This window comes from Mesorhizobium sp. B2-1-8 (assembly GCF_006442545.2).
GTDB lineage: Bacteria > Pseudomonadota > Alphaproteobacteria > Rhizobiales > Rhizobiaceae > Mesorhizobium.
Genome location: NZ_CP083952.1, coordinates 580,435 through 602,627, shown reverse-complemented (window position 1 = coordinate 602,627; position 22,193 = coordinate 580,435). Strand labels below are relative to the sequence as shown.

17 protein-coding genes are annotated in these 22,193 nt (G+C 57.0%); 11 read left to right on the top strand and 6 right to left on the bottom strand.

The features are described from left to right. Nucleotides 1-608 precede the first annotated feature (608 nt). Nucleotides 609-2,429: an adenylate/guanylate cyclase domain-containing protein gene (locus FJ970_RS02835; RefSeq protein ID WP_140758749.1), complete on the top strand. Its 1,821-nt coding sequence runs from the start codon at nucleotides 609-611 to the stop codon at nucleotides 2,427-2,429. Nucleotides 2,430-2,955: 526 nt separating this feature from the next. Here FJ970_RS02835 and FJ970_RS02830 read toward each other — a convergent pair. After that, nucleotides 2,956-3,195 (bottom strand): hypothetical protein, encoded by a 240-nt coding sequence (locus FJ970_RS02830; RefSeq protein WP_140758748.1) that lies wholly within the window; start codon nucleotides 3,193-3,195, stop codon nucleotides 2,956-2,958. Between the two features lie 747 nt (nucleotides 3,196-3,942). Next, nucleotides 3,943-4,155 (bottom strand): helix-turn-helix domain-containing protein, encoded by a 213-nt coding sequence (locus FJ970_RS02825; protein ID WP_140758747.1) that lies wholly within the window; start codon nucleotides 4,153-4,155, stop codon nucleotides 3,943-3,945. Between the two features lie 111 nt (nucleotides 4,156-4,266). On the opposite strand from FJ970_RS02825, the gene FJ970_RS02820 reads away from it, so the two are divergent. From FJ970_RS02820 to FJ970_RS02810, 3 genes are all read left to right on the top strand, one after another. Continuing rightward, nucleotides 4,267-4,857 (top strand): hypothetical protein, encoded by a 591-nt coding sequence (locus FJ970_RS02820; RefSeq protein ID WP_227792009.1) that lies wholly within the window; start codon nucleotides 4,267-4,269, stop codon nucleotides 4,855-4,857. A gap of 366 nt (nucleotides 4,858-5,223) precedes the next feature. After that, the gene (locus FJ970_RS02815; RefSeq protein ID WP_227792007.1) at nucleotides 5,224-6,894 is read left to right on the top strand and encodes a recombinase family protein; all 1,671 of its coding nucleotides are present in this window, start codon (nucleotides 5,224-5,226) and stop codon (nucleotides 6,892-6,894) included. 206 nt (nucleotides 6,895-7,100) lie between these two features. After that, nucleotides 7,101-8,471: a tyrosine-type recombinase/integrase gene (locus FJ970_RS02810; protein WP_140758745.1), complete on the top strand. Its 1,371-nt coding sequence runs from the start codon at nucleotides 7,101-7,103 to the stop codon at nucleotides 8,469-8,471. A gap of 86 nt (nucleotides 8,472-8,557) precedes the next feature. Here FJ970_RS02810 and FJ970_RS02805 read toward each other — a convergent pair whose 3' ends face one another. Then, nucleotides 8,558-9,943 (bottom strand): hypothetical protein, encoded by a 1,386-nt coding sequence (locus tag FJ970_RS02805; protein WP_140758744.1) that lies wholly within the window; start codon nucleotides 9,941-9,943, stop codon nucleotides 8,558-8,560. Between the two features lie 1,058 nt (nucleotides 9,944-11,001). Here FJ970_RS02805 and FJ970_RS02800 point away from each other — a divergent pair. Together FJ970_RS02800 and FJ970_RS02795 are read left to right on the top strand one after the other, a co-directional pair. After that, entirely contained in the window at nucleotides 11,002-12,417 is a 1,416-nt protein-coding gene (locus FJ970_RS02800) for a glucosaminidase domain-containing protein (RefSeq protein ID WP_181178576.1), read from the top strand. 178 nt (nucleotides 12,418-12,595) lie between these two features. Next, a complete protein-coding gene (locus FJ970_RS02795) occupies nucleotides 12,596-14,053 on the top strand; it encodes a hypothetical protein (protein WP_140758742.1) in 1,458 nt (485 codons plus the stop codon). 225 nt (nucleotides 14,054-14,278) lie between these two features. Here FJ970_RS02795 and FJ970_RS02790 read toward each other — a convergent pair whose 3' ends face one another. After that, nucleotides 14,279-14,983 carry a hypothetical protein gene (locus FJ970_RS02790; protein WP_140758741.1) on the bottom strand — a complete coding sequence of 235 codons (705 nt, stop codon included), beginning with the start codon at nucleotides 14,981-14,983 and terminating at the stop codon, nucleotides 14,279-14,281. A gap of 157 nt (nucleotides 14,984-15,140) precedes the next feature. On the opposite strand from FJ970_RS02790, the gene FJ970_RS02785 reads away from it, so the two are divergent. The 5 genes from FJ970_RS02785 (at nucleotide 15,141) to FJ970_RS02765 (ending at nucleotide 20,593) form a co-directional block, all read left to right on the top strand. After that, a complete protein-coding gene (locus FJ970_RS02785) occupies nucleotides 15,141-15,773 on the top strand; it encodes a hypothetical protein (RefSeq protein ID WP_140758740.1) in 633 nt (210 codons plus the stop codon). Nucleotides 15,774-15,782: 9 nt separating this feature from the next. Next, nucleotides 15,783-16,763 carry a tyrosine-type recombinase/integrase gene (locus FJ970_RS02780; RefSeq protein ID WP_140758739.1) on the top strand — a complete coding sequence of 327 codons (981 nt, stop codon included), beginning with the start codon at nucleotides 15,783-15,785 and terminating at the stop codon, nucleotides 16,761-16,763. Nucleotides 16,764-17,171: 408 nt separating this feature from the next. Further along, complete coding sequence (locus tag FJ970_RS02775) at nucleotides 17,172-18,110, top strand: hypothetical protein (RefSeq protein ID WP_140758738.1); 939 nt, start codon at nucleotides 17,172-17,174, stop codon at nucleotides 18,108-18,110. Continuing rightward, a complete protein-coding gene (locus FJ970_RS02770) occupies nucleotides 18,107-19,747 on the top strand; it encodes a pentapeptide repeat-containing protein (RefSeq protein ID WP_140758737.1) in 1,641 nt (546 codons plus the stop codon). Before FJ970_RS02775 ends, FJ970_RS02770 begins: the two co-directional genes overlap by 4 nt. Nucleotides 19,748-19,876: 129 nt before the next feature. Then, nucleotides 19,877-20,593 (top strand): restriction endonuclease, encoded by a 717-nt coding sequence (locus FJ970_RS02765; protein WP_140758736.1) that lies wholly within the window; start codon nucleotides 19,877-19,879, stop codon nucleotides 20,591-20,593. Nucleotides 20,594-20,659: 66 nt separating this feature from the next. Here FJ970_RS02765 and FJ970_RS02760 read toward each other — a convergent pair whose 3' ends face one another. Next, nucleotides 20,660-21,337 carry a hypothetical protein gene (locus FJ970_RS02760; RefSeq protein ID WP_140758735.1) on the bottom strand — a complete coding sequence of 226 codons (678 nt, stop codon included), beginning with the start codon at nucleotides 21,335-21,337 and terminating at the stop codon, nucleotides 20,660-20,662. Between the two features lie 287 nt (nucleotides 21,338-21,624). Beyond that, a complete protein-coding gene (locus FJ970_RS02755; protein ID WP_140758734.1) occupies nucleotides 21,625-22,098 on the bottom strand; it encodes a hypothetical protein in 474 nt (157 codons plus the stop codon). Nucleotides 22,099-22,193: the final 95 nt, after the last annotated feature.

Below are 22,193 nucleotides of genomic sequence, written 5' to 3'. Positions count from 1 at the left end.
CGATCGACAGACGGCCGGACCGCGCTCGATTGCCTGTGACGATGCTCCGTCAGTCCGATGGAAAAGTGCGCCACGACGGTTCGAGCGCTGCTTTCGGGCAGCCGATTAAACCCGTCGCAGAGCGCGGAGGATTGCACGGCGCATCGGAACTCGACGCCAGAACGCGGTATCGTAGCGTAGAGAATAAATGCGTATATTATCGCACAAAGAGAGAGGAACGACGAATGTCGAAAAGATCAACGGAAGCACAGCCGATTAAGATGGCAAGATAAAAGGGCGCACATTGTGCGGCGATCGGTTGGCTGTTTTTGCTGGCGTTTTCGCCACTTCTCACACATTGCTCGCCTTCGCTGCAATGTGCGATTTTATAATAGATTATTGTCTCCAAGGTGCGGAGCACATCCGCTGGCCCATACCGGGTTTGCCCCTTATCCTTCAAACGTCTGCACTGGGGCCGAGTTCTGACTGTCGGCTTCCGGGCGTCGAGGCTTGAATAGCTGCCGTTAGGCGCGCTAATTTCAACGACGACTTTCGCCAGGATCGCACCCATCGAATGGGGAGGCGCTCAACAGTTCGTTGTGCTAACCTCGATAGCCGCGGAGGGCGCTATGGGTGAGAATCGCAAGCTAGCCGCAATTCTAGCCGCAGACGTCGTCGGATATAGTCGGCTCGCCAGCGAAGACGAAGATCGCACCTTGGCGAGGTTGCGGGCACTACGCAGCGACCTGATCGATCCGACCATCGCCGTGCACAACGGGCGCGTGATCAAGCGCACCGGGGATGGAGCGCTGGTCGAGTTCCGCAGCGTGGTGGATGCCGTGCGCTGCGCTATCGAGGTGCAGAACGGAATGGTGGAGCGCAACGCCGGTGTACCGCAGGACCGTCGCATCGAGTTCCGGATCGGCATTCATCTGGGAGACGTTGTCGAGGAAAGCGACGGCGACCTGATGGGCGATGGTGTCAACATCGCTTCGCGTCTGGAGGGCGTTGCGGCGCCCGGGGCCATCTGCCTGTCCGAAGATGCCTATCGCCAGGTCAAAGCGAGGCTCAACCTCTCGGTCGCCGATCTCGGCAGCACGCAGCTCAAGAACATCGCCGAGCCGATCCGAGTTTATTCGCTGGCGGTCGGTGCCGCCGGCGCGAAGGCGATCGCGACGTCGGAACCCTCGACGAGCCGGCCGGCAGGATCAAAGTCGGCAAAGCTGTCGATCGCCGTCCTGCCGTTCGCCAATATGAGCGGCGACACCGAGCAGGACTACTTCGCCGACGGCATCAGCGAAGACATCATAACCGACCTGTCGAAGGTCGCCGGCCTCTCGGTCATCGCCCGCAACTCCAGCTTCACCTACAAAGGCAAGAACATCGATGTCCGGACGGTCGGGCGCGAGCTCGGCGTGACTGCGGTGCTCGAGGGCTCGATCCGCCGCGCCGGCAACCGCGTCAGGATCAATGCCCAGTTGATCGATGCGCGGACCGGGACCCATGTCTGGGCGGACCGCTACGACCGCGACATGACCGATATCTTCGCGCTGCAGGATGACGTGACGCACCGCATCGTCGAAGCCCTCAGGGTTGCCCTGACCCCGGCCGAGTCGGCGCGCATCGCCCATACACCAACGAGAAACATCCAGGCGCATGATCTTTTCCTGCGCGGGCGCGAGGTCTTGTCCGGTCCTGATAAGACAAACGAGACATTCGAGCGCGCGGTCGCCTTGTTCACTCAGGCAATTGAGCTCGACCCCGACTATGCCGAACCGTATGCCGGCCTGGCTCACGCTTACAACCACGACTTTCAGAACCACTGGAGCGGGCGCACCGACAGCAAGGAACTCTCTGCCCATTATAGTCGGCTGGCGCTCGAGAAGGACCCCAACCTGCCCTATGGGCATTACATGGCCGCGCTGGTGAAGTTTTGGGAGAAGGATCCGACCGGACATCGCGAAGAGGTGGAGAAGGCGATTGCTCTCAACCCCAACTTCGCACTGGCCTTCGGCCTGCGCGGGGTGGGCAACATCTACAACGGCGCGCCGCTGGAGGCGATTCCGGATCTGGAGCACGCGCTGCGCCTCGATCCGCTGCAGAGCCATTTGACCTGGCACTTCATCGGCTCGGCTTACCTCCTGGCCGGGCAGTACCAGAAAGCGGTCGAGGCATTTCGCGAGCGTATCCGCATGTCGCCCAAGACCGACCTGTCGCGGGGGCTCCTTATTGCCGCGCTTGGCCACCTCGGCGACGTCGATGAAGCACGGCGCGTGAGCGCCGAGCTAAAAGAGATAAACCCGAGCTATCGCTTTTCAGAGCACGTGGGGCGGCTACCCTTCAGCAATCCGGCCGACGCCGAACGCATCCGGCAGGGCTACGCCAAGGCGGCGATACCCGAAGCGGACGAAAGCCCTGCGCCTGCGCTAGAGCTTTCGAGGGGCCGCTAGGTCGGCGGCGCGATGAAGGCCGGCACCATTATTAAGTGGGTTTCCCCCGCCTCGGTGTTGGTATTTTTGATGGTATCCAACCACCTGATGTATTTTGGCGATTGGCAGGATGAAGGACCAAAAATCCTGGCTTAGTGCCGTTTTCACCAGTTTGGTTGCACCCAGTTAGAATCCGGCAACCGGAATTGAACCGCCGCCAACCAGCATCCGCTCATCGAGGACGATGTCCAGTAAGCCCAACTCCAGGATGAAATAGTGCAGAGCGACCAAGGTCCCTTGCCATCGCTACGTTAAGGCGCGAGGTCGCAGGCGGGTCAGCTTGGGGCCGACAGCGGATCAACGGCTTTCAGGCATCGATGAAGGGCTAGCGGACGTTCGATCGCAAAGTCGCCAGTGTCAACTTCCGACCCTTACATCAACCCAACCTGACATCGATGGATCACAAGGGCCATGCCGCCGACCTATCCCTGCCGCATCCACCACGCGACAGCGTTTATGGTGGCAGGGATGCGTGCAGGGGCAGAGTCTAAGGCTCGGACCAATGGTCATCTCCGTGGGCCTTGCACCATGCCAACCATTCCGCATGCGTCTGGCCTTCACTTCCGTTCGCACGATGCCATGCCACCCACTCGGCATGGGTGGGCAACTTGTCGATGTCTGGCTTGTAGCCTCTTTCCACATAGTCGCTGTTCGGCAAAATCATCGAGTTTTGCTCGTAAAGAACCATCACGGCATCGTCGCTATAGCGATAGAGACCTTTGGCCATTGCAGACTGTCTCCTCAATTGCCTGACGACCGCTCCCACCATAGCGGCCTTTCGGGGTTGTCTAACCCAATACATGCTTGGCGGGGTCTTTGACCGGAAATAGTCTCAATAAATGCTGGCACCCAGCAACAGTGGCAGCGAGGTACGTCTGATCGATTGCAAATACAAAGTGGTGGGATTGCCTAAGATGGTCAGGCGTAATGTCGACAGTCACCTCGATGGCTCCTAACGAACCGCATGTTACCTTCGCACCTACAGCAGGTTCGATGCATTGCAGCTCAGCCGCGCCCTTAAGGTCGCGATAGAGCGTCGTTAGTTGGTCATGGAAAGCGGCAAGTTCGTCGCTTCGAACATACGGGCCCCGCACCTCAACTTGAGCGCCGGGGGCGTCTACAACTGCCAGGATGTCAATCCAGTAGCCGTCCCAATAGTCGTCGCAGCCAGGATACGCGCGTGACAGCGCCCACAATGAGAGACCTGCCAGTTTGAGGTCTGGCTCCCTTGCCATGTGCATCTGAGCGCCCACCTAAATTGCATTTCAACGACCTACCGAATGACGTTGCTATAGCAGTCGGATTAACGTCGGCTTTCCACAAATCTCGGCCATTGATCGCCCCTCAGTGGTATGGCAGCTTATGGCAGATGAGGGTCCGGCCCTTGAACGTCCGAAATGGGCGCAAAGCCGCCGCCCGCTCGCTACAGCGCTGTTGAGGGCGCGCTCGCGAGCGGCTCGACGGTCGCGGGAGGCTATCTGTTCGGCCGCACCAGCGTGTGCGGCTCGACACCCAGCGCGTCTGCGATGCGCCCGAGCACGGTGACACTTGCCGAAACGTGTGCCCGCTCGATTGAGCCGATGTATCTAGCGCTAAGCCCTGCGCGCTCTGCCAGCTCTTCCTGCGTCAGCCCTTTGCTGCTTCTGATTTGACGCAAATTGCTTGCAAAAACTTCCTTGAGGTCCATTCCCAGAGATAGCTCAGGAATGGAACGATCATTCCAGGAACGATAGTTCCTATTCGGCATTCACTATGATATGGAGGAGGTGCCTTCCAGCAAACGAAAAGGCTCACCCGCATGGACAGATTCGATAGACAACCCGCATTGGAAAGCCGGTTCGATGACCGAGCGCTGTACCTTTGGTCCCACCAGCAGCGAGCCCATCACGTCGCTCTCCTACTGTGCCGAATACAGCAACGGCTGGAGAGCCGAATGTTGGTCAATACCGGAATTCCGGTATTGACGGATTTGGCGGCATCGGGCTCCGGAAATAGCGTCCGAGCGGCGCAGATCGCGGCCTGGCAGACGGTCGATGGGAGCCCAGAGTTTGCGGTTGCACGTGAAGCGGAGGTGCTCGCCGTGACGGAGGAGTTGAAGCATCTCGACGCAATCCCCGATGTGACCGCGACTTCGCTTGCTGGCGTGGTCGCCAAGCTGGAGATCATCGTTGGAGCAGACAGGGAGATCGACGATCCGTCTGACTTCCCCTGGCCGCACATCGCGTCGGTGCTTCGGGACATGAAGGCGATCGTTGGAGACATAGGTATGGATCGGCCGGAGAGGGCGACGGTCCGGGCTGACATCGCCAGACATTGGGAGGCGGCAGCCAAGCTGGTCGCAGCCCTGAAGGAGGAAGATGCCCTGGAGCGGTGCGGCCAAACCGGTTGAACGAAAGCTGATCCGTCAGCGTGCGAATGGTGGTTCTGGCGAATACATAGGTCGTTCCGCTTTGACGGGTTGCTGGGGCATATTTGGGCCATGTCCCACCCGCCTCGCAAAGCGACCTCTGCGGAACTGTCACGGGTCCGCCTCGGCACATTGCCGATCGACCTGTATGACTACCTACACGTTGAGCTGCGTCCACGCGTTGGCCGACAGGTTCAACACGATCCACGCGAGTGGCGCGTTACCGACAATCTGCCAGAGCCCGTCCCTGTTACTTCCCCGGAAATCGACGCGTTCGAGGCATGGTTTGGCGACATCTTCGATCAGCTTTTCGGAGATCGCCCATGAAATGACAGGGAGACAGTGCTTATGAAGATGGCTTCACAACAGCAGCAGTCTGCAAAGGGATCGCGGGCAGTCCTCTACCTTCGCGTATCGACGGCCCGCCAGGCCGAGCACGATGTCTCGATTCCCGACCAGAGGCGCCAAGGTGAGGCTTACTGCGCCTCTCGTGGCTATGAGCTGGTCGAGACCTTTGTCGAGGCAGGCGCATCAGCCACCAGTGACAAGCGTCCAGAGTTCCAGCGCATGATCGAGGAAGGCACATCAAAGCCTTCCCCTTTCGATGTCGTGGTCGTTCATTCCTTCAGCCGATTCTTCCGCGATCACTTCGAGCTTGAGTTCCATGTCAGGCGGCTCGCCAAGAACGGCGTAAGACTTGTGTCGATTACCCAGGAGATGGGTGACGATCCAATGCATGTCATGATGCGCCAGATCATGGCTCTCTTCGATGAGTACCAGTCGAAAGAGAACGCCAAGCATGTGCTCCGCGCCATGAACGAGAATGCCAGGCAGGGCTTCTGGAATGGGGCGTTGCCTCCGATTGGCTACCGGATCGTTGCGGCAGAGCAGCGCGGATCGAAGACCAAGAAGAAGCTGGAGGTCGATCCGCTGCACGCCGAGTCCGTCCGATTGATCTACCGCCTGTTTCTTCAGGGCAATGGAATCTCAGGACCAATGGGCGTCAAATCGATCGCCTGCCATCTGAATGAGAACCGGTTGTTCACACGAGACGGCGGTCTCTGGGGACTGGCGCAAATCCACGCCGTCCTAACCCGAACCACCTATATTGGCGAACACCGCTTCAATACGCGCAGCTTCAAGGGCAGGGCAAAGAAGCCGGACGACGAGGTTGTCGTCATGGCGGTGCCGGCAATCATCGAGCGCAAGACCTTCGATGCCGTGCAGGCGCGTCTGAAGTCTCGCCATCCCATGGTGACGCCACCCAGGGTCACCACAAGCCCCGTTCTCCTTACCGGTATTTGCTTTTGCGCCAAGTGCGGAGGAGCCATGACGCTCAGGACCGGCAAAGGCTGCACTGGCACTATGTATCGTTACTACACCTGCTCGACACGCGCCCGCCAGGGCAAGGCAGGTTGCCAGGGCAAATCAATCCCCATGGCCTTTCTGGACGACCTGGTTGCCAATCACCTGGAGAAGCGGCTTCTCAAGCCAGAACGGCTCACCGCCATTCTTGAGGCTGTCCTGGGTCGGAGGCAGGAACGCACTGAGCGCCGCCGCGAGCACTTGGGCGAACTGAAGCGGAAGATCACCGAGACCGACCAGCGCCTCAATAGACTCTATGACGCGATCGAAGCTGGCGTCACAGACGTCAACGATCCGGCTCTCAAGGATCGCATGGCGGGTCTCAAGGCGATCAAGGAACAAGCCACGACAGACGCAAAGCGCATCGAGGCTTCGTTCGACAGCACCGGCAACCAGCCGATTACTTCCGAAATGGTCACCACATTCGCCCGCGGCGCTCGTGAGCGCATGCACGATCCGCGTGGCGGCTACCGCCGCGATCACCTGCGAGCGTTGGCGCAGCGGATCGAAGTGGCCGAGAAGGAAGTCAGAATCATCGGATCAAAATCCGAATTGCTCCAAACCCTGGTCGCGGCGTCAGGCGAAGAAACGGCGGTGTCGGGAGTTCGCAGTTCTGTACTGAAGTGGCGCGCCCGAAGAGATTCGAACTCCTGACCCCCAGATTCGTAGTTTACTTTTGTGACTCGCCGAACATATCCGATTATACGTCATGTTTGTAATTTTATCTTTTATTACAGTTGCTTGAGAGAAACTTCGTATTTGGGCGTGGACACACCGCTTGATCCCGTGCGAGTCTAAAACCGGCTGAAAACCGGCTGAATTTTCTGACCGATGTGCACTAGACTTGCAGGGACCGCTCTATGGCCGACATCCGTATCCTCGTCAACGACAGGTCGACCAGAGACCTTAAAACGCCCAGTTCGGGACAGTATCGCGCCCGCGACACCCAGCTAAGAGGGTTCCATGTCATCGTCGGCAGGCGAAGCAAGACATTCGCCGTACAAGGAGACCTGCGAAAGAATGGCAAGCGCGTTGCGTCGATTTCAGTACGGATTGGCGACGCGGAGACGATGTCTACACGCGAGGCTCGCGCAGCAGCAAAGACGTACCTCGCGCAGATTTCCAGAGGTGAGCACCCCAATCCCAAAGCTGCTGACATGCCAGCAGATGCAAGCGATACCTCACAGGTCAAGGATGAAGCAGCGCAATCTGATATCACCCCGAAAGGTGTCACCCTAAGGCAAGCGTGGGAGCGCTATCGCGACGCCCACCTTATCCGGAAAGGCCGGAGCGAAGGAACGATCGAGGGGTATCGTGACCACGTGGAGCGCCTTTTCAGGATTTGGCTCGACATCCCTTTGCAGGAACTGGGCGACGATCCCGGCAAAGTCATTGCTAAGCATGACGAGATCACCAAGGAGCATGGTCCGTATATTGCAAATGGCAGCATGCGGACGCTGCGCGCCGTCTATAATCATGCGCGAAAGGCGCATCGCTATCTCCCGACCGACAATCCAGCAAGCGTGGTTGACTGGAACTCCGAAGAGCGTCGCAACACAGCGATGGGACTGGGCGACTTGCCAAATTGGTTCCGGCAAGTCGCCGTGTTGCCCAGCCCCATCCGCCGAGAGTACCATCTATTTTCACTACTCTCGGGATGCCGGCCCACGGCCCTGATGGAGGCGAAGCCGCAGCATCTCGACCTCCGCCGCCGGGTACTGCACATCCCGCGTCCGAAGGGCGGCGCGGACCGTGCCTTCGACATTCCGCTGTCGCGCCAAATGATCTTGTGTCTCGTGCGGGTGATCCGGTTTGACCGGCACTGCTATCCTGTCCAGGCCAATGACTGGCTATTCCCGGCGGATAGCGACAGCGGGCATCTAGCTGAACAGAAGGAGCACCGGGACGTCCTGGCGAAGTGGGGCAATGATTTGCGGCAGACGTTCCGGACCTTGGCAACGCCAGCTGGTGTCTCGGAGTTCGACGCGCGCTTGCTGATGAACCATGCCATTCCGGGCGTCAACGCAGGTTATATTTCCCGGCATAAGTTGCTCGAGGACCACCTTCGCGCTCAGCAGCAGGCGATCAGCAGCAAGATGTTCGGGGCTATCGGCGGTCTCCTCGTCAAGGATCGCGCCGTTCGTTCCTGGCTCGATCCACACGCCACGCAACAGGCAATCGAGGACGCCAAACGTGACGCTGACGGGGAGGCATTGCGTACAGCCGCCTAGAGGAATTGTACTGGTTTCTGGGAAGGTGACCTACCCCTGTGGTTCTCACTTAGGGGGATATTCTGGCGCGAGGCTTATCTCCGCGCTCAGTCGTCCTTGAGTATCACTTCGAAGCGGACAGACCCGTGGACCGGATCGATAGGTTCATTTGCGGTGATGGTGTAAGTCGCCTTGAACGACGCGACGTCTTCTTTCTTGGCGAGGCAAATTATGAATGCATCCAACACCGACTTATGATTGTGCTTGAGTTCGCCAAGCGTGAAGTGAACCCGGCGCTCGCTTGGATGGACATGGGTCGATCGAGGGAAACGGGAAAGGATATCGTCAACACGGAGGGAAAATGGACCCTGTGTGATGATAGCAGAACCAGGCCCCATCGGCCTCAGTTCTGGCGGTTCCGGCGCCACCGGTTTCAAAGCCGCAAGCGTCTTAGCATTGTCTACTAGCGTGATTTGCTCGGGAAAAATGACGTCTACATCGATGGCGGTCGCAGCAAGGGTTCCCTTGTTCTCAAGCTTCAGCACGAGCTCAAGACTCCGCTGCATCAAACGTTGGTACTCAGTCATCTTTTGCAGAAAGAGCTTATAATCCGAGTAGTATCTCTCGACCCATCGGTTGTAGCCGTCAGTTTCCTCGCGAGACCACTCGCTTGGAGGCCTTCTGCTGCCGAATAGCGATTGAGCCGATGAAGCGCGAGAACCTATGTTTGCCAAGGATCCCAACCGAGGATGGCGTGGGGCAGGGAGTGGTAGGAGGGGCGTCGCGGCGTGTATCTCCTCTAGCGTTTTGACGTCAAGTGAAGACACAACTTGTGAGATCGTCCACGGGTTGTCGTGTCCATCCTCGATCGCCACGCTCAATTTGGGCACACGTTTCGTTTGACGATTTTTTTCCGCCTGGGCGACTTTGGCCGACTTGAGACCCGGTTCAATCCGCTGCCGAAGCGATTGCTTCAGCTCGGCGGCTACCTTTTTTCTGTACTCTTCCGTCGAATCCTTCGAAAGCTTGTAAACGGCCGGGAAGCGCCAGTGTCCAAGGTCAAAGGGCAGATTGCGAACCGATCCTCCCTCCGCCCCGTTCATCACGAGGACAATGCGTTCGTGGCCGAGAACCTCTAATGCAAAACCGAGCTCAATCATGACGTTGGGATTCGGCACCCGCTTACCGGCTCCTAGCGTTATGCAAATGGGGGTGACGTCAGCGACGAAGACAGCAGCTTCGCGTATCTTTCGGAGAATCGTTTCGGCGATAATTGGTGACCCCCCCACATTGAGGGTGTCATGATCAATCTCAATTCGGTCTTTGTCGGCCGGCAGGGCTTCCTGTTCGTCGCTCTCAAATTCCGGCCGCTCGGCGTCCACGGCTCCTTCTACGCCACTCAACTCCTTCGCCAAATCGGTAAGCACGCCGCGTACGAAATGCCGGCCACTGGCCTGATGGGTGTCACTTTGCCAGGACCAGAAGATTTTCATTTGCACCAAGTCATTTTGGAGGATCGGCAAAAGTAGGCTTAGCACAACTCTTGGGAGTTATCATTGGCTGATTAAGTCGTCTATTCTGCAGCAACAATGGTCGGGCAAGGGCGCCGGCTGGCACGGTGCTTCGATAGGTGAGGGGAAATAATGAGCCATCAAAGACCTGGGGCATTTTTTAGGGACCCAAAACGCCGGGGACGGGTGACTCGTAAGGCCAACGAGAAGTGGCGACCCGTCGCAGCTGGAATATTAGTAATCGGTGGAGCGGCACTCGCAACCGATCGCTTTTTTGAACTCCTGCTCGAGCTGGCTAGTTCAACCGATCCCAATGTTAGCTAAATCGCGTACGCCTTTGCGGCTATAGCAGCACTGGCTGTCGGGGGTTTTGTTTATCTGATCCGCGAGCAAATGAAATGGCGTTACTACGGGTTGCTCGAAATAGGCGTTGGGATGGGCGCAGCTGCTCAATTCGTGAGGCCCGATACAGGGTCGCTGGCTCGAGTGGTGATCTTCGCCGCAGGGGTTCGGGTCATTGTGGATGGGATAAAACGCTTTCTTGAATTCCGCCGGCTAGATCAGTCGAAAATTGTCACAACGTGATACAGATCCTGGCTTGCGGGCTAGCTCACCCGACACGATCCCTTTTTGAAAGCCTCAGAAGCGGATCGTACCACAATCGGTATTCGGGATAATCGACATTGGCACTCACTTCGAATGCGCAGTAGGCAATCGACGTTTCGGGTCTCCGCCATACCGAAGTGGCGAACGGTCGAAGCATCGATGCACACCACGATGGGCTGCGGCCCATCCGGCGACCGGGAGCGGGTCTCGGTCGAGTTTTGCTCGAGATCCTTCAAGACGGTTTCCCGAGCGATGGACAAGCCAGAGCCGCGCGGTCAAATTCGTGCTCCAATTCGTTTCTTGCAGCCTTTGTCGCAAAGCCCGCAAGTAACTAGAGCGAGTTTTTTCGCGGTTAATCCAAAGAAATGGGGCTGTAAAGCCCCTCGTCCTGTGCTCTATTTATTATGAACATCTATCCAAAAAGGGAGGGCGGGATGAGAATCTTATACAGCCTGGCAGCATTGTTTATATCCTGTGTATTCGTTCTGGCGCCGCCAGTCACTTCTGCGGCAGAGCCAGATATGAATGGAAAATGCTATGGCCCCACGAAAACATTAACGCCGGAGCTAAAGGCGGCGTTCGTTGAGGAAGTCAGTGCGCTCGCCATTAAGGCTGAGCACGATCATGGCATTCCCGCGCCCATACTTGCGGCCATGTCGATCGACGAAAGCGGCTACGGGACGACCAAGCTGGCACTCGCGACCCACAACGTCCTTTCGTACAAATGGAGCGGCAAGTCGGGTCCGGGCGGCCGCGCGCTCTTCACGTTGACTTGTCAGGATAAGAATGACGAGGGCAACGTCTATATTGTTTTCAAGGATCGTGCCGATGCCGCCGATTTCGTCTCAGACAAGCTCGCCAAGTCGAAATACTACAAGGCTGCGACGCTTGCCTACAGGCAAGCCGTCGCGTCAGGAGCTGATCGGGAGGCAAGTGCAAAGGCTTGGTTTCGCACAATCGCGCCCACCTACAATCCCTATCAATCGCAGGCTTACATCGCCAAGGTGCTAAAAGCGGCTGACGATCCGATCGAGGTATCATCGGGCAAACGCGATCCCAAAACCACCCTGTGGAACCTTGCCACGGTCACGAATGCGACCAAGGCGACGGACCCAAAAAAGGGCGGGGGCGCGCAGGCGCACCTGGCGGCAGTCAAGAAGGCGCAGCTGGCCTCCTACGCGATAACTCAAGCCACCAACGACTGTCCGTCACCCGCCGCCGACATGTTCGGCTGGCCGGCCAAAAAGCTCAAAGCGTGCGATTACAAAGTCGGCCCTAAGGCAAGCCCGCGCACTGCGCACGTCGTACTGCTCGACGTGCCGCCTGAGCAAACCGTCGCCTGGATTGAGACGGCCTGCTCTAAGCAGTTGCAAGGGCTGTCCGGATGTTTCGATGTGCTCGTGAAATGCGCGCAGAACAACTCGGGCATGATGATCCCTGTGAGCGGCAACATGATGGAGGACATGGATGGCGTTCACTGGAAGAATTATTTCTTCCGCAATGGCATGACAGTTACGTTCGAGACGCAGGGCAACGGGGGTACAGATCAGATCGATAGCGCGAAGCAAAACGATCTGACCACGATGCCCGACTCCGCCATCAAATCCATTCCATCGGGCGTCACCCGGTTCTGGCGCACGAAGTCCCAGCAGTTCGCGAAGCAGTTTCCCAATCAAGGCGCACCGGCCAATCTGAAGTCTCCTGCGGAACGCCAGCAATGGCTCGATACTGCAAAGCAGGAATTGTTGAATGCCCTCTCGAATCCCGAGAACCGTTTGCTGACGGCGTGGGTCGGCGCTCACCCGAAAACTTTGGCAAAAGGCGTGTGCCCCGAAGACAATAGTCCGTAAAGAGAAATGCCAAAGGCGCGGGCGCCGGAAGAAGGCTTGGCGCTCGTCAGGCGCTTTAGCCACGAAGGTGGCTTGATCGCAGGGGTTCCATTTCTCGGTGAAATTGTTCGTAGCTGGTGTGGGTGCTGATAAACCGCCCTAACCGTATCTCAATCTGATCTTTGATCGAGGGAGCAAAATGAATAAGGGGCTTCGCATAGTCGGCTTGCTGATCGCAATATTGGCCGTTACTTTTTATTCCTCTCAAATGCCGGTAAGCGCGCAAATTGTTGAGACCGGCGTTGCTGCCGGAACAGTTGGAGCATTTCTTGACGGTCTTCGAGCCACGGTTAAGCAACTTGAAGACTCGGCCCACTCACTTATTGATCACGGAAACATCGCGCTTGCGCAGCAGCAGATGCTCTTAGCAGGAATTATAAGTAAAACTATTGATCAGGTTTCATCGGCGTATGCCGATTCTCTCGGCAAGACGATGAGCCAATTGAGCATCGCGGAACAGAATACATTTACCGGACTCGCCGAACAAATTGATGCGTTGAATCACTTGGAGGATAAAACCTCTGGCGATATTCAGCAGGTGATTTACAAAACGCAGGGTGCGGCCAACCAGCTGCTTGACGTTCTTCCCTTCACGGAGCGCTATCCCATTTTTTATGGAGTTAGCATACGTGACCTGACGACCGATCCGGCACAGCATCCCTCGGATGTTGAAATTTTCGGGTTTCATCTTAGTGATCCCAAGCTAGATCGAAAGGCGCCTCAGATCAGTGTGTCAGGTGAGCAAATCCCAGACGACTTGATATCTGTGCAAGAGGATCGTATCCAGGTACAAATTCCGGATGCTCTCAAAGAAAAAATTGGCTTTGGCAATAAGGCTTGCGATCCACGCAAGACTTTTCAGATCGCGATAATGGTATTTTACTCTATTCAGAGAGGGTATTGGCCGATCTCGTGGTCGTCTGAGAAGGAAATGAAATTTAACGCCAATGCGCTACCCGGGGCAGATCTCTATGACTTGAAAGTAACGTACTCTGGAACGCGCACAACCAATCCGCTGGTTTCGCATACGTTTAGTGCTCGATCCGGCTATGCAGCGATGGGGTGCGAGCAAACAACGTCGGCGGCCGCAACATATCAGTTGCCGCAAGGTGCACAAGAAATTCAATGTTCCGCTGCATGGGTTGATACGAGCAATATTGGCAGCTCCTCGCAAAACTGCGCGGTTGGAGGCCTGGTCGCTACAGGGTCGGGCAGCATGCGTGGACGTAACAAAGATTGCATCAAGATACCTCCCTTCGGGCCAAACGTTTGCAATTGTCCTGGCGGCGGACATGGGACCTTGCAAATATCGGGAACGTATAAGGTCCCGGAGCCAACGAATGAGGACCTCACTGGAGTAGAGGTCGGGGCTTATGTGCTGAAAGGTGGCAGTGACGTATCCGCGTCGCTGCCGGAAGATGCGACTGTCATAATCAAAAAAGTTGAAGTTTCGGTGGCACGGCGGGCGTGTGAAGCCCAACTCGATAGCATTTCTATAAATGTGCCGAACGCGAACCAAAGACTTTCTCAAACATCAAAATTGGGGCTGTTCCAAGCGACGCTTTGGAATGGTCAGTTAAACGTAAGGAAACCGTAGCCAGGTCTTTGCCGTTGAGGCGACGTTGGTGCGTGAACCAAGAATTACGCACGACATATGCACGCGTCTCGACCATGGGCTAAACCCTTGATATTCAGCGCGATATCGAACGCGCGCTGTCCGGAAACTTCGATCGAGACGAGAACCGCCGCAACCTGAAGGTCAATGGGGCCGCGCATGTTTGCCCGTAAGCCGAGATCGATCGCATGACCGTTCGCGTTGCGTTCAGCCACCTGAGGCGAAGTACATAAGAGTAGCGCGCCGCGCGAGCAAACAGGAAAACAGAAAAAGCCCAAGTTGGATCCAGCTCTCCAATGGTGCGTAGATATAGGGGAGTTGGGCCATCAAATCGGCGGCCCCCTCAAGAGCGCGATCGGGAAGGAGGGGGCGAATTTGCCACCCGTCTAGACTAAGGAATAGAAATCCAATCCTCTCTTGGAGATCCCACGCCTTCGCCGCCTCGTCCGGTACTAAGTCGCAGAATCGCCGTAGCGCAATCAGGGCCGCCGTTGGCGGAATAATGAAGTACCACAAGATGCGCCATCCACGATCAGCGACCCACGCGATCCCGCCGGCGCCGGGCTGATTGAAATTGTCGAGCGCCAAGCGATCTCCTGGTGACACTTTGTTCTGCCCCGTGACTTTCGCAGCAAGAATGGTTCGCCTCAGGAGGTGCCGGCGCCTCAAAAGGGAGAGATAGACAACAAGCGTCATGACTGCAGTCAGGGGGCCAAAAATTATTGCGTAACCGACGTTGAAGCCGGAAACCGATAGGCCAACGGCCGAAGCCGGGTTGATTTGGAGCCCAGGAGCGCGCGCCCAAATTGCGAGGAATAGGTTCACGAAGCCAAGAACGACCGCAGTCTTCTCGAACGTCGACGTTGCGTCGTCAAACCGCTTGAGATCCCGTTCAACGATGTCGCTCGCCATACCGTATGACCCTTCCTTGATGAGAGCATTGGTCGGCTTGTTCGCACATCATTTTTCTATGTCTCATAAGTGTGCAAGAGAAATTCTCGCGCCCAGCCCATTAGCTTATGATAACCTATTTTATCATAAGCTATGAAACAGCGATCTGGAGGGGTAGGTGGACTGGAAAGCGATTGGTGAGAAGGTCGTGGTGGGTGCGATCTCCGCGGTTGTATTGGCTGCGCTGGCGCTACTCTGGAATTTTGGATCTGGCGGCGGGCTGATTCGCGCCCTTGGCGGTGCTACAGCAGGGCAACTAGCAGAGTTGCAAGCTGACGCCGGAGCAATCCCGACAGGCGCTGTTGTCGCATTTGATCGTACCGACCTTGATGAGGATAACTGCCCGGAGGGCTGGAAGCCATTTCTATACGCTCGAGGACGGACTTTGGTCGGGGCTGGCGACCCGCAAAAGGCGCCGGAGGAGATGGCCTTCGACGAGCGCGGCCGAAAGCTTGAGGGATATATATTGCGCCGGCACGGCGGCGAGCAAATCCACCAGCTTACGTTGGACGAGCTCCCAATATATTCTCCGGTGGTTGTCAGACAAAACGGCGTGAGCTTTGGCTTTAAAGCGGGCACCGCTGTGCCCTGCCTTGATGGTGACAAAGGCTGCAACCACATGAGTGTGGTGACCGAAGATCGGCCTAGTCTGACGACAACACCCCTGTCGATCGTGGGCTTCGGTAAGGCAGACAACCACAACAACGCGATGCCGCCCTTTGTAGCGGTCTACTATTGTCGTAAGAATTAGGGATTAAGCGTGGATCAACTCGTCCTAATCGCTAGGTCACATTCCCTTCCCGCTTTGGTGGAGGCGGCCGGCGAGCGTGCCCGTTGGCGGTTCCTGGAGTTCTTCACCGCCCATATCCGCAATCCGAACACCCGCCGTGCCTACAGCAAGGATGTCGGCCAGTTCCTGGATTGGTGCCAGGCGCAGGGTGTGCGCGACATTGGCGAGATTCATACGCTGCATGTCGCCACCTACGTCGAGCTGCTGACGAAAAGCCACGCGGCGCCGACAGCGAAGCGGCATGTGTCGGCAATACGCCGGCTGTTCGATTGGCTGGTCACTGGGCAGATCATTCCAGCCAATCCCGCCTTGTCGGTGCGGCCGCCGCGGCATTCGCAACGGCGCGGCAAGACGCCGATCCTCGATGCAGACGAGGCACGCGCGTTGCTGGACAGCATCGATACCAGCACGCTTCTTGGCATTCGCGATCGAGCGCTCATTGCTCTGATGATCTTCGCGTTCTCGCGCATCGGGGCATGTGAGGCTATGAAGGTAGGTGACGTCTTCCAACGTCAGCGGCGGCTGTGGGTGCGGTTGCACGAAAAGGGCGGCAAGGAGCATGAAATGCCCTGCCACCACACGCTTGAAGCAGCGCTCGACGCCTGGGTTGAGGTCAGTGGGCTCCGCGATGATCCCAAGGCCGCATTGTTTCCAAGCTGTCCGCGGCGGATGGCTGGCGACGACGCTACATGGATCAGGATCGGAAAGGCCATTACACAGCCTGCCGCCTACCAGATGATGCGTAGACGGGCGAAGGAGGCGAAGCTCGGCGATAGGAAGATCGGCAACCACAGCATGCGCGGCACCGGCATCACGGCATATCTCAAGAATGGTGGCTCGCTTGAGAAGGCGCGCGACATGGCGAACCATGCCACGACCACGACGACGCAGCTCTACGACCGACGCAGCGATGACGTGACGCTTGACGAGGTGGAACGGATATTGATCTGATTGATGCCATCAGCCATGGTGTGCGCGTCAATCAATACGGGCGGCCCGAGGTCCAAGCAAAATCGATGCGGCCGACCCGCGAGGATCGGCCGCATCCTATGCACCCTAAATCTGTCAGTAGCCGAGCGCGCGCGCCAGCGTCACGAGCGCTAAGCCAAATTGGAGGAAGAAGGCGATCCAGAGCATTTGTTTGGGTTCCTAGTTTCGACGACTGCCCTGCAGGACACGGTCGTTTCTAACGCCCTCACGATTTTGGTGTGCGCCTTGAGCGGTGCACGTTTTCCGCAGTTAACAACGCTCGACGCTTCATGGCGCAACGAGAGGAAGGGCGAGGAAAATGTGCGGAAAATACGACTAACACCCGCCACAGCAATTGACGCACGATTGGCCTTAAGAGGAGTGTGATCAATGTCCGCAGCAGGCCTAGTTCATCACCAGCTTAGGGAAAAGCTTCTCATGATCGCAGAGGAGAAGCTTGGTTTATCACGAAAAAGTTTGAGGCATCTGGCGCTTGCGATGGAAGTACATCCGTCAACGCTGACAAAGGCGGTGAAGAAAGAACAGCTGACTTGGCAACTGGAAACGAAAATCACCGCTTATGCAAATTTAGATCCAAAAAACCCCTATTGGCGAGATTCGACGGTTTCGAATTCAGAACGCGCCGCGTCCTCCGGGAACTACAAGGGTCGAGATTCAATCCCTGCTTTTCGTCGGTACTTTCTCGCACGGCAAGGACGCGACGAGGCCGTTCCCCGCAAGATTAACTGCCCGGCAGCAGTTCACAGGAACACCAACCTCGCGACATTTGTCGTACAAGGCCCAGACCTACAGTTGATACCGCCTGATCGGCCTATTGAGTTGTCTTGCAAAGTCGTTATGAAACAAGCTCCCCATTTGTCTTACCGGTATGGCTTCAGCGTGGCTCGCCTCCGCCTCAAAGTGGCTGGAGCAACGTTAGCAAAATTCAAGAATCTGTTCGGCGAAGATAACCAGGTGGCAGTTCGCGACGCCTTGGTCACCGGTTGGGGTGCACCCGACGATCCTGAGATTATCTTCAAGGCAAAGGGCAAGATACTTGAGGGCGAATACCTGACGTCGCCAGCTTGTTCTCTTGACGGTGTGGCCCCCGGCGAAACGGTCAGGGCGGACCTCGCAGTTGCGCAATGCGACGCAGTTATCCTAGACCGAAATGGCGACGATATGGACGATGCAGCACGTGCGGCGGTGCTTGGAGCTCTGCAAGCAATGTTAATAAAGCTGGATGAAGATTTCTCCAACGACAGCGATGATGGGTGGATCATCTTGGGCGTGCAGAAATTAACTGTCGTGGGCAGTGATCTTTCATGAAGCGAGAGGAGATCAATGCCGCAATCAAACGCGTACTAGAGGCCAAGCGAACAGACTTTCTTGGCTACGTAGAGATTGCTGGAATTCTTGATCGAGATCATTTCCGCAACACAAATGCCCGTAACGTTGACTTCTCTGGGCTCGATTTGAGGGGGTACGATTTTCGCGGCGCGGCTTTGGACGGCTGCAAGTTTACAAATGCGCTAGTCAGGGGCGCGCGATTTGACCCAAAGGTGGTTGAAAATGGAATGTTGGCGGATGCCGCCGATGTGGGAGAAAAGATTCCGGTTGAACCGACTCTTGTTGGTCGGCACTGGTACGATCCGTCGGTGTTCGAAACGCCAGAACAAATTGCCGGGGCGCTCGCCGAGGTAGCCTCGATCGGTAGGGAACCGTTACGCGCAGAGGCCTTAATTTCGTTGGTGCCACATTTGCCGCAGATGCTTATCGCTCAGGCGATCACGGTTGCGCAATCGATAGGCGACGGACGGTATCGCGTTCGTGCTCTTACGGAATTGTACCCGCGTTTGCCTGATGAAGTGAAGCGGAGCGCCTTAGCCGCAGCTGTGAGTATCGACGATGAATTCCATCGCGCTGACGCATTGTCGAGGCTGCTGCCCTATCTTAGGTCTGAAACGCTGCCGTTTTCAACACGGAAGGCAGCAGTTTCCAACTCACTTGCTGCTGCTCTAGCAATCGGCGACGAGTTGTCTCGCGCTGATGCGATAGTCTCTCTGGCGCACTATTTGCCGCGGGATCAAACCCTAAAGGCGTTTGCCGCCGCGAGTTCGATCACCGACGAAAGCTGTCGCGTGCGCGCCTTGGTCGCGTTGGTGCCGCGTTTACCGGCTACACGCATGGCCGACGCGCTTTATCTCGCTACTGGAATCCAAGGAGAGAGCTACCGCGCTCGCATGCTCGCGTCCCTCGCCCCGCATTTGCCGCCTGAATTGATTCCCGAAGCTTACGCTGCCGCTGCCGCAATCGTGGATGAAGACAAGCGCACTATTAGCCTTGTATCCTTGGCACCTTATTTGCCGCCGCACTTGATGGCTACGGCACTCGCCGATGTCGAAAAAATTAACAGTGGATACCATCGACAGCGCGCGCTGGCGTCGCTAGTCCCGCATTTGGCGCCGGTGCTGATTGCAAGCGCGGTCGCCGTCGCCAGGACAATTGCCGATGAATATTATGGAGCTGGCGCCCTCGCGTCGTTGGCGGAGTTCCTGTCGCCGAGCGATATGTCTATAGCGCTTACTGCCGTTGCAACCCTACGCGATGAGGGCGACCGTGTTGAAGCCCTTTCTCAGATGGCGCCGTACCTACCCAGCGACCTGCTTCCCGAAGCATTAGCGGAAGCATCGGCTGTTGTTGGCAAGGTTTCTCGCGTTAAAGCGCTTGCGTCGCTTGCGCCGCATTTGCCTCTTGATCGTAGAAATAAAGTTCTGCGAGAAGCATTGGAAATCGCTATGTCAATAAGTGTTGACGCTAATCGCTCTTTTGCGCTCATTCGACTTGGACCGTATTTGACTAAATCGTTAAGGGCCAAAGCAATAGACTCAGCCAAAAGTATGACAAATCCCTACCATCGTAACCCGACGATAGAGTTCCTCACCTCCTGCATGTCGCCTCAATAGCAATGTAGCTAATGGTCGCGAACGGTGGCACGACGGCGCACGATCTTCGACTCTGACTGGTGGTTCGTTGCTCCCGGTCGAATATGCCACGCTGAGCAAAAGAACAGACCGGATAGGCATGTCGTCAGAATGACGCCGAAGGAATATGAGCACGCGGTTCTTGAGCGGTTCCGCACGCTATTTCCGCTCCCCCGCTTCACGGTGAAGCACAACGTCCGCCTGAGCGGGAGCAAGACTAAGGCGCGCCGCCAGGTCGATGTATGCGTCTTCGAGGCAGGGAATCCGAAACCCGTTTTGTTGATTGAAGCTAAGCGACACAAGCGCCCGATCGACAGCGTGCATGCGGGTGCGACGATCGCCCTGGTGCGCGACGTGGGCGAGGTTCCGGCCGTCATGGTGGCGACCGCCGGCTTCTCGCGCGCTGCCAGGAATTACCTTGCCGCCGAAAGCATCGGTCATCTAACGATCACGCTGACGGAAGCGCAGGGGCTGCGTTGGATTCCGCTGGTCGAAGAAGCTTGCGCTGTCGATCATGAGTTCAGGGAGGTTTCCGGCCATCTCGTAGAAGCCTTGCGGACAGGCGACGCTGACCCATTCCTTGATGAAACCGGCCTGCCTTATGAGGAATGGCTAGCGGTTTTCGCTGCTGGCCTATCCCGTTTTCGGGACACAACGGCGCGTGTACTTAAAGAGTTGGCGCACGACCATTTCGATGACGGTGTGCGCTTCAATGCCCTGCAATTGCTCGACGACGCCGACCAGCTCACAGCGGCCGAGGTAGTGACGCTGCTTGCAGACGAACGTGATCCTGACACCAGCGACCTATTGCACGGGTTCCTAGAATAGCGGTTCATCCGGCCGGATCACCTGCAAAGCGATCCGGCCGAGCCAATGTGCGCCCGCATCGGCGCTTCAATACTCGATCTTCAAATCGAGCTTCACCGCTTCCACCTGCACCCCTGCGAGCTGGGCTACGCGGTCTCTTGCCCAAGCCATCACTTCGGCGATCGTGGAAAAGCCAGGCTCGACCGTCTCGGGTGTGTGTTCCGGCTCTTCGCTGCTCGTCTCTTCGTGAGGATTATCGGCGAGCAAATCGGAAATCGGATAGACCGCGACACGCTTGTAGTGATCGAGAATGCCCGTCCCGACACTGGCGGCAATTCCGCGATTGTCGAGGTCGAGCCCTACCCACATGCCGAAATTATCCTTGATCGCCTGCCCTTCCTTGGAGCGTGCGGCATAGTGGGCGTTGAACCGCTTACGCACGTCGTCGGCCGGGAAAATGTAGACCTCGACGTTTTCCGGGTCGTCCTTCGAGTCCACCGTCGCAACGATGACGGTCTCGACATCATCGAGCGTCTTCCACTTCGTGCCCCCTTTCAACGGGGGAAAAGCGATGTAGCGGTCGCGCGTGGTGCGGATCGCGGCCACTGTCGTCTTGCCGTCCTTGGTGATGTTCCAAATGTTCGAAAGGCCCCGTCCCGGCACGCGAGCCATGGAATAACCCTGCGCCTCGGCCGCCTTCTTTGCCGCGTCCACCATCAGCCGCCACCGAACCGATTCAGACAGTTCGCTCAACAGATTAGTCATTGTAGCCATCCTTCAATTTACGGTTCGCTCGTCACGAGCCATCCGGCTGGACGGTATATACGTATTCCCAAATCGATCGTCAAACGTTTTGAATTGGTGTCCAAACCAAATAGCTGGTTTGGGTTAACAGAGCCAAATTGTGCATAATTCACGAATTTTGCACGGCGCAGCGTCGACTGCCGCCGTGGGGTAAATCGGGCGACGCTCCCCGACTGTGCATGAAACAGATTTGGCAATTCTGTTTAATGGGTCGCTTTCGAAGTCGATTCAACGCGGCCAAGCAGACGTTATTCCGACTTCGGTTGGGCTGACACTCTTATAAAATGGGAGCCGCCACCAAGACCTGGCAGAATGATCCGGCGCGAACGCTCGATCTTGGGCATCATCGCCAGCATCTGGCCTGGCTGCGTGTAGGTAGCGTGTGGGAACCGACACGGCATCTTGTACACCTCGGGTGTCGACGAGGCGAGAAACGCGATGTGCAGATTGTTGTGGAAGCTGGCTAGCGCCGCCACGATCGTTTTTCCGTCGGTGTTGAAGCGATACCGAAACTGGTCGCCCGCGCTCTTGCGCCCGGCCGCCAACGTTCCCGAAACAGGCATGATAGAGACGATCTTCTCTGCAGTTTCCCGCGTCAAACCGGCGTTGAGATAATGCCAGGCCTCGACTCCGCCCTCTTTGGGGAGGGATTTGCCGGTTTGCTCGCGGAATAGGGCCATAGCCAGTTTCGCGGCAAAGACACTTAAGTAGCTCTTGACCAACGGCCCACGGCCGTGATGACCGTCTGTCGCACCAGAACCCCACCTTTTGTTGGGATGGTGAGTGAGGTCGCCCGCGAATGCCCAAACAGCTCTTC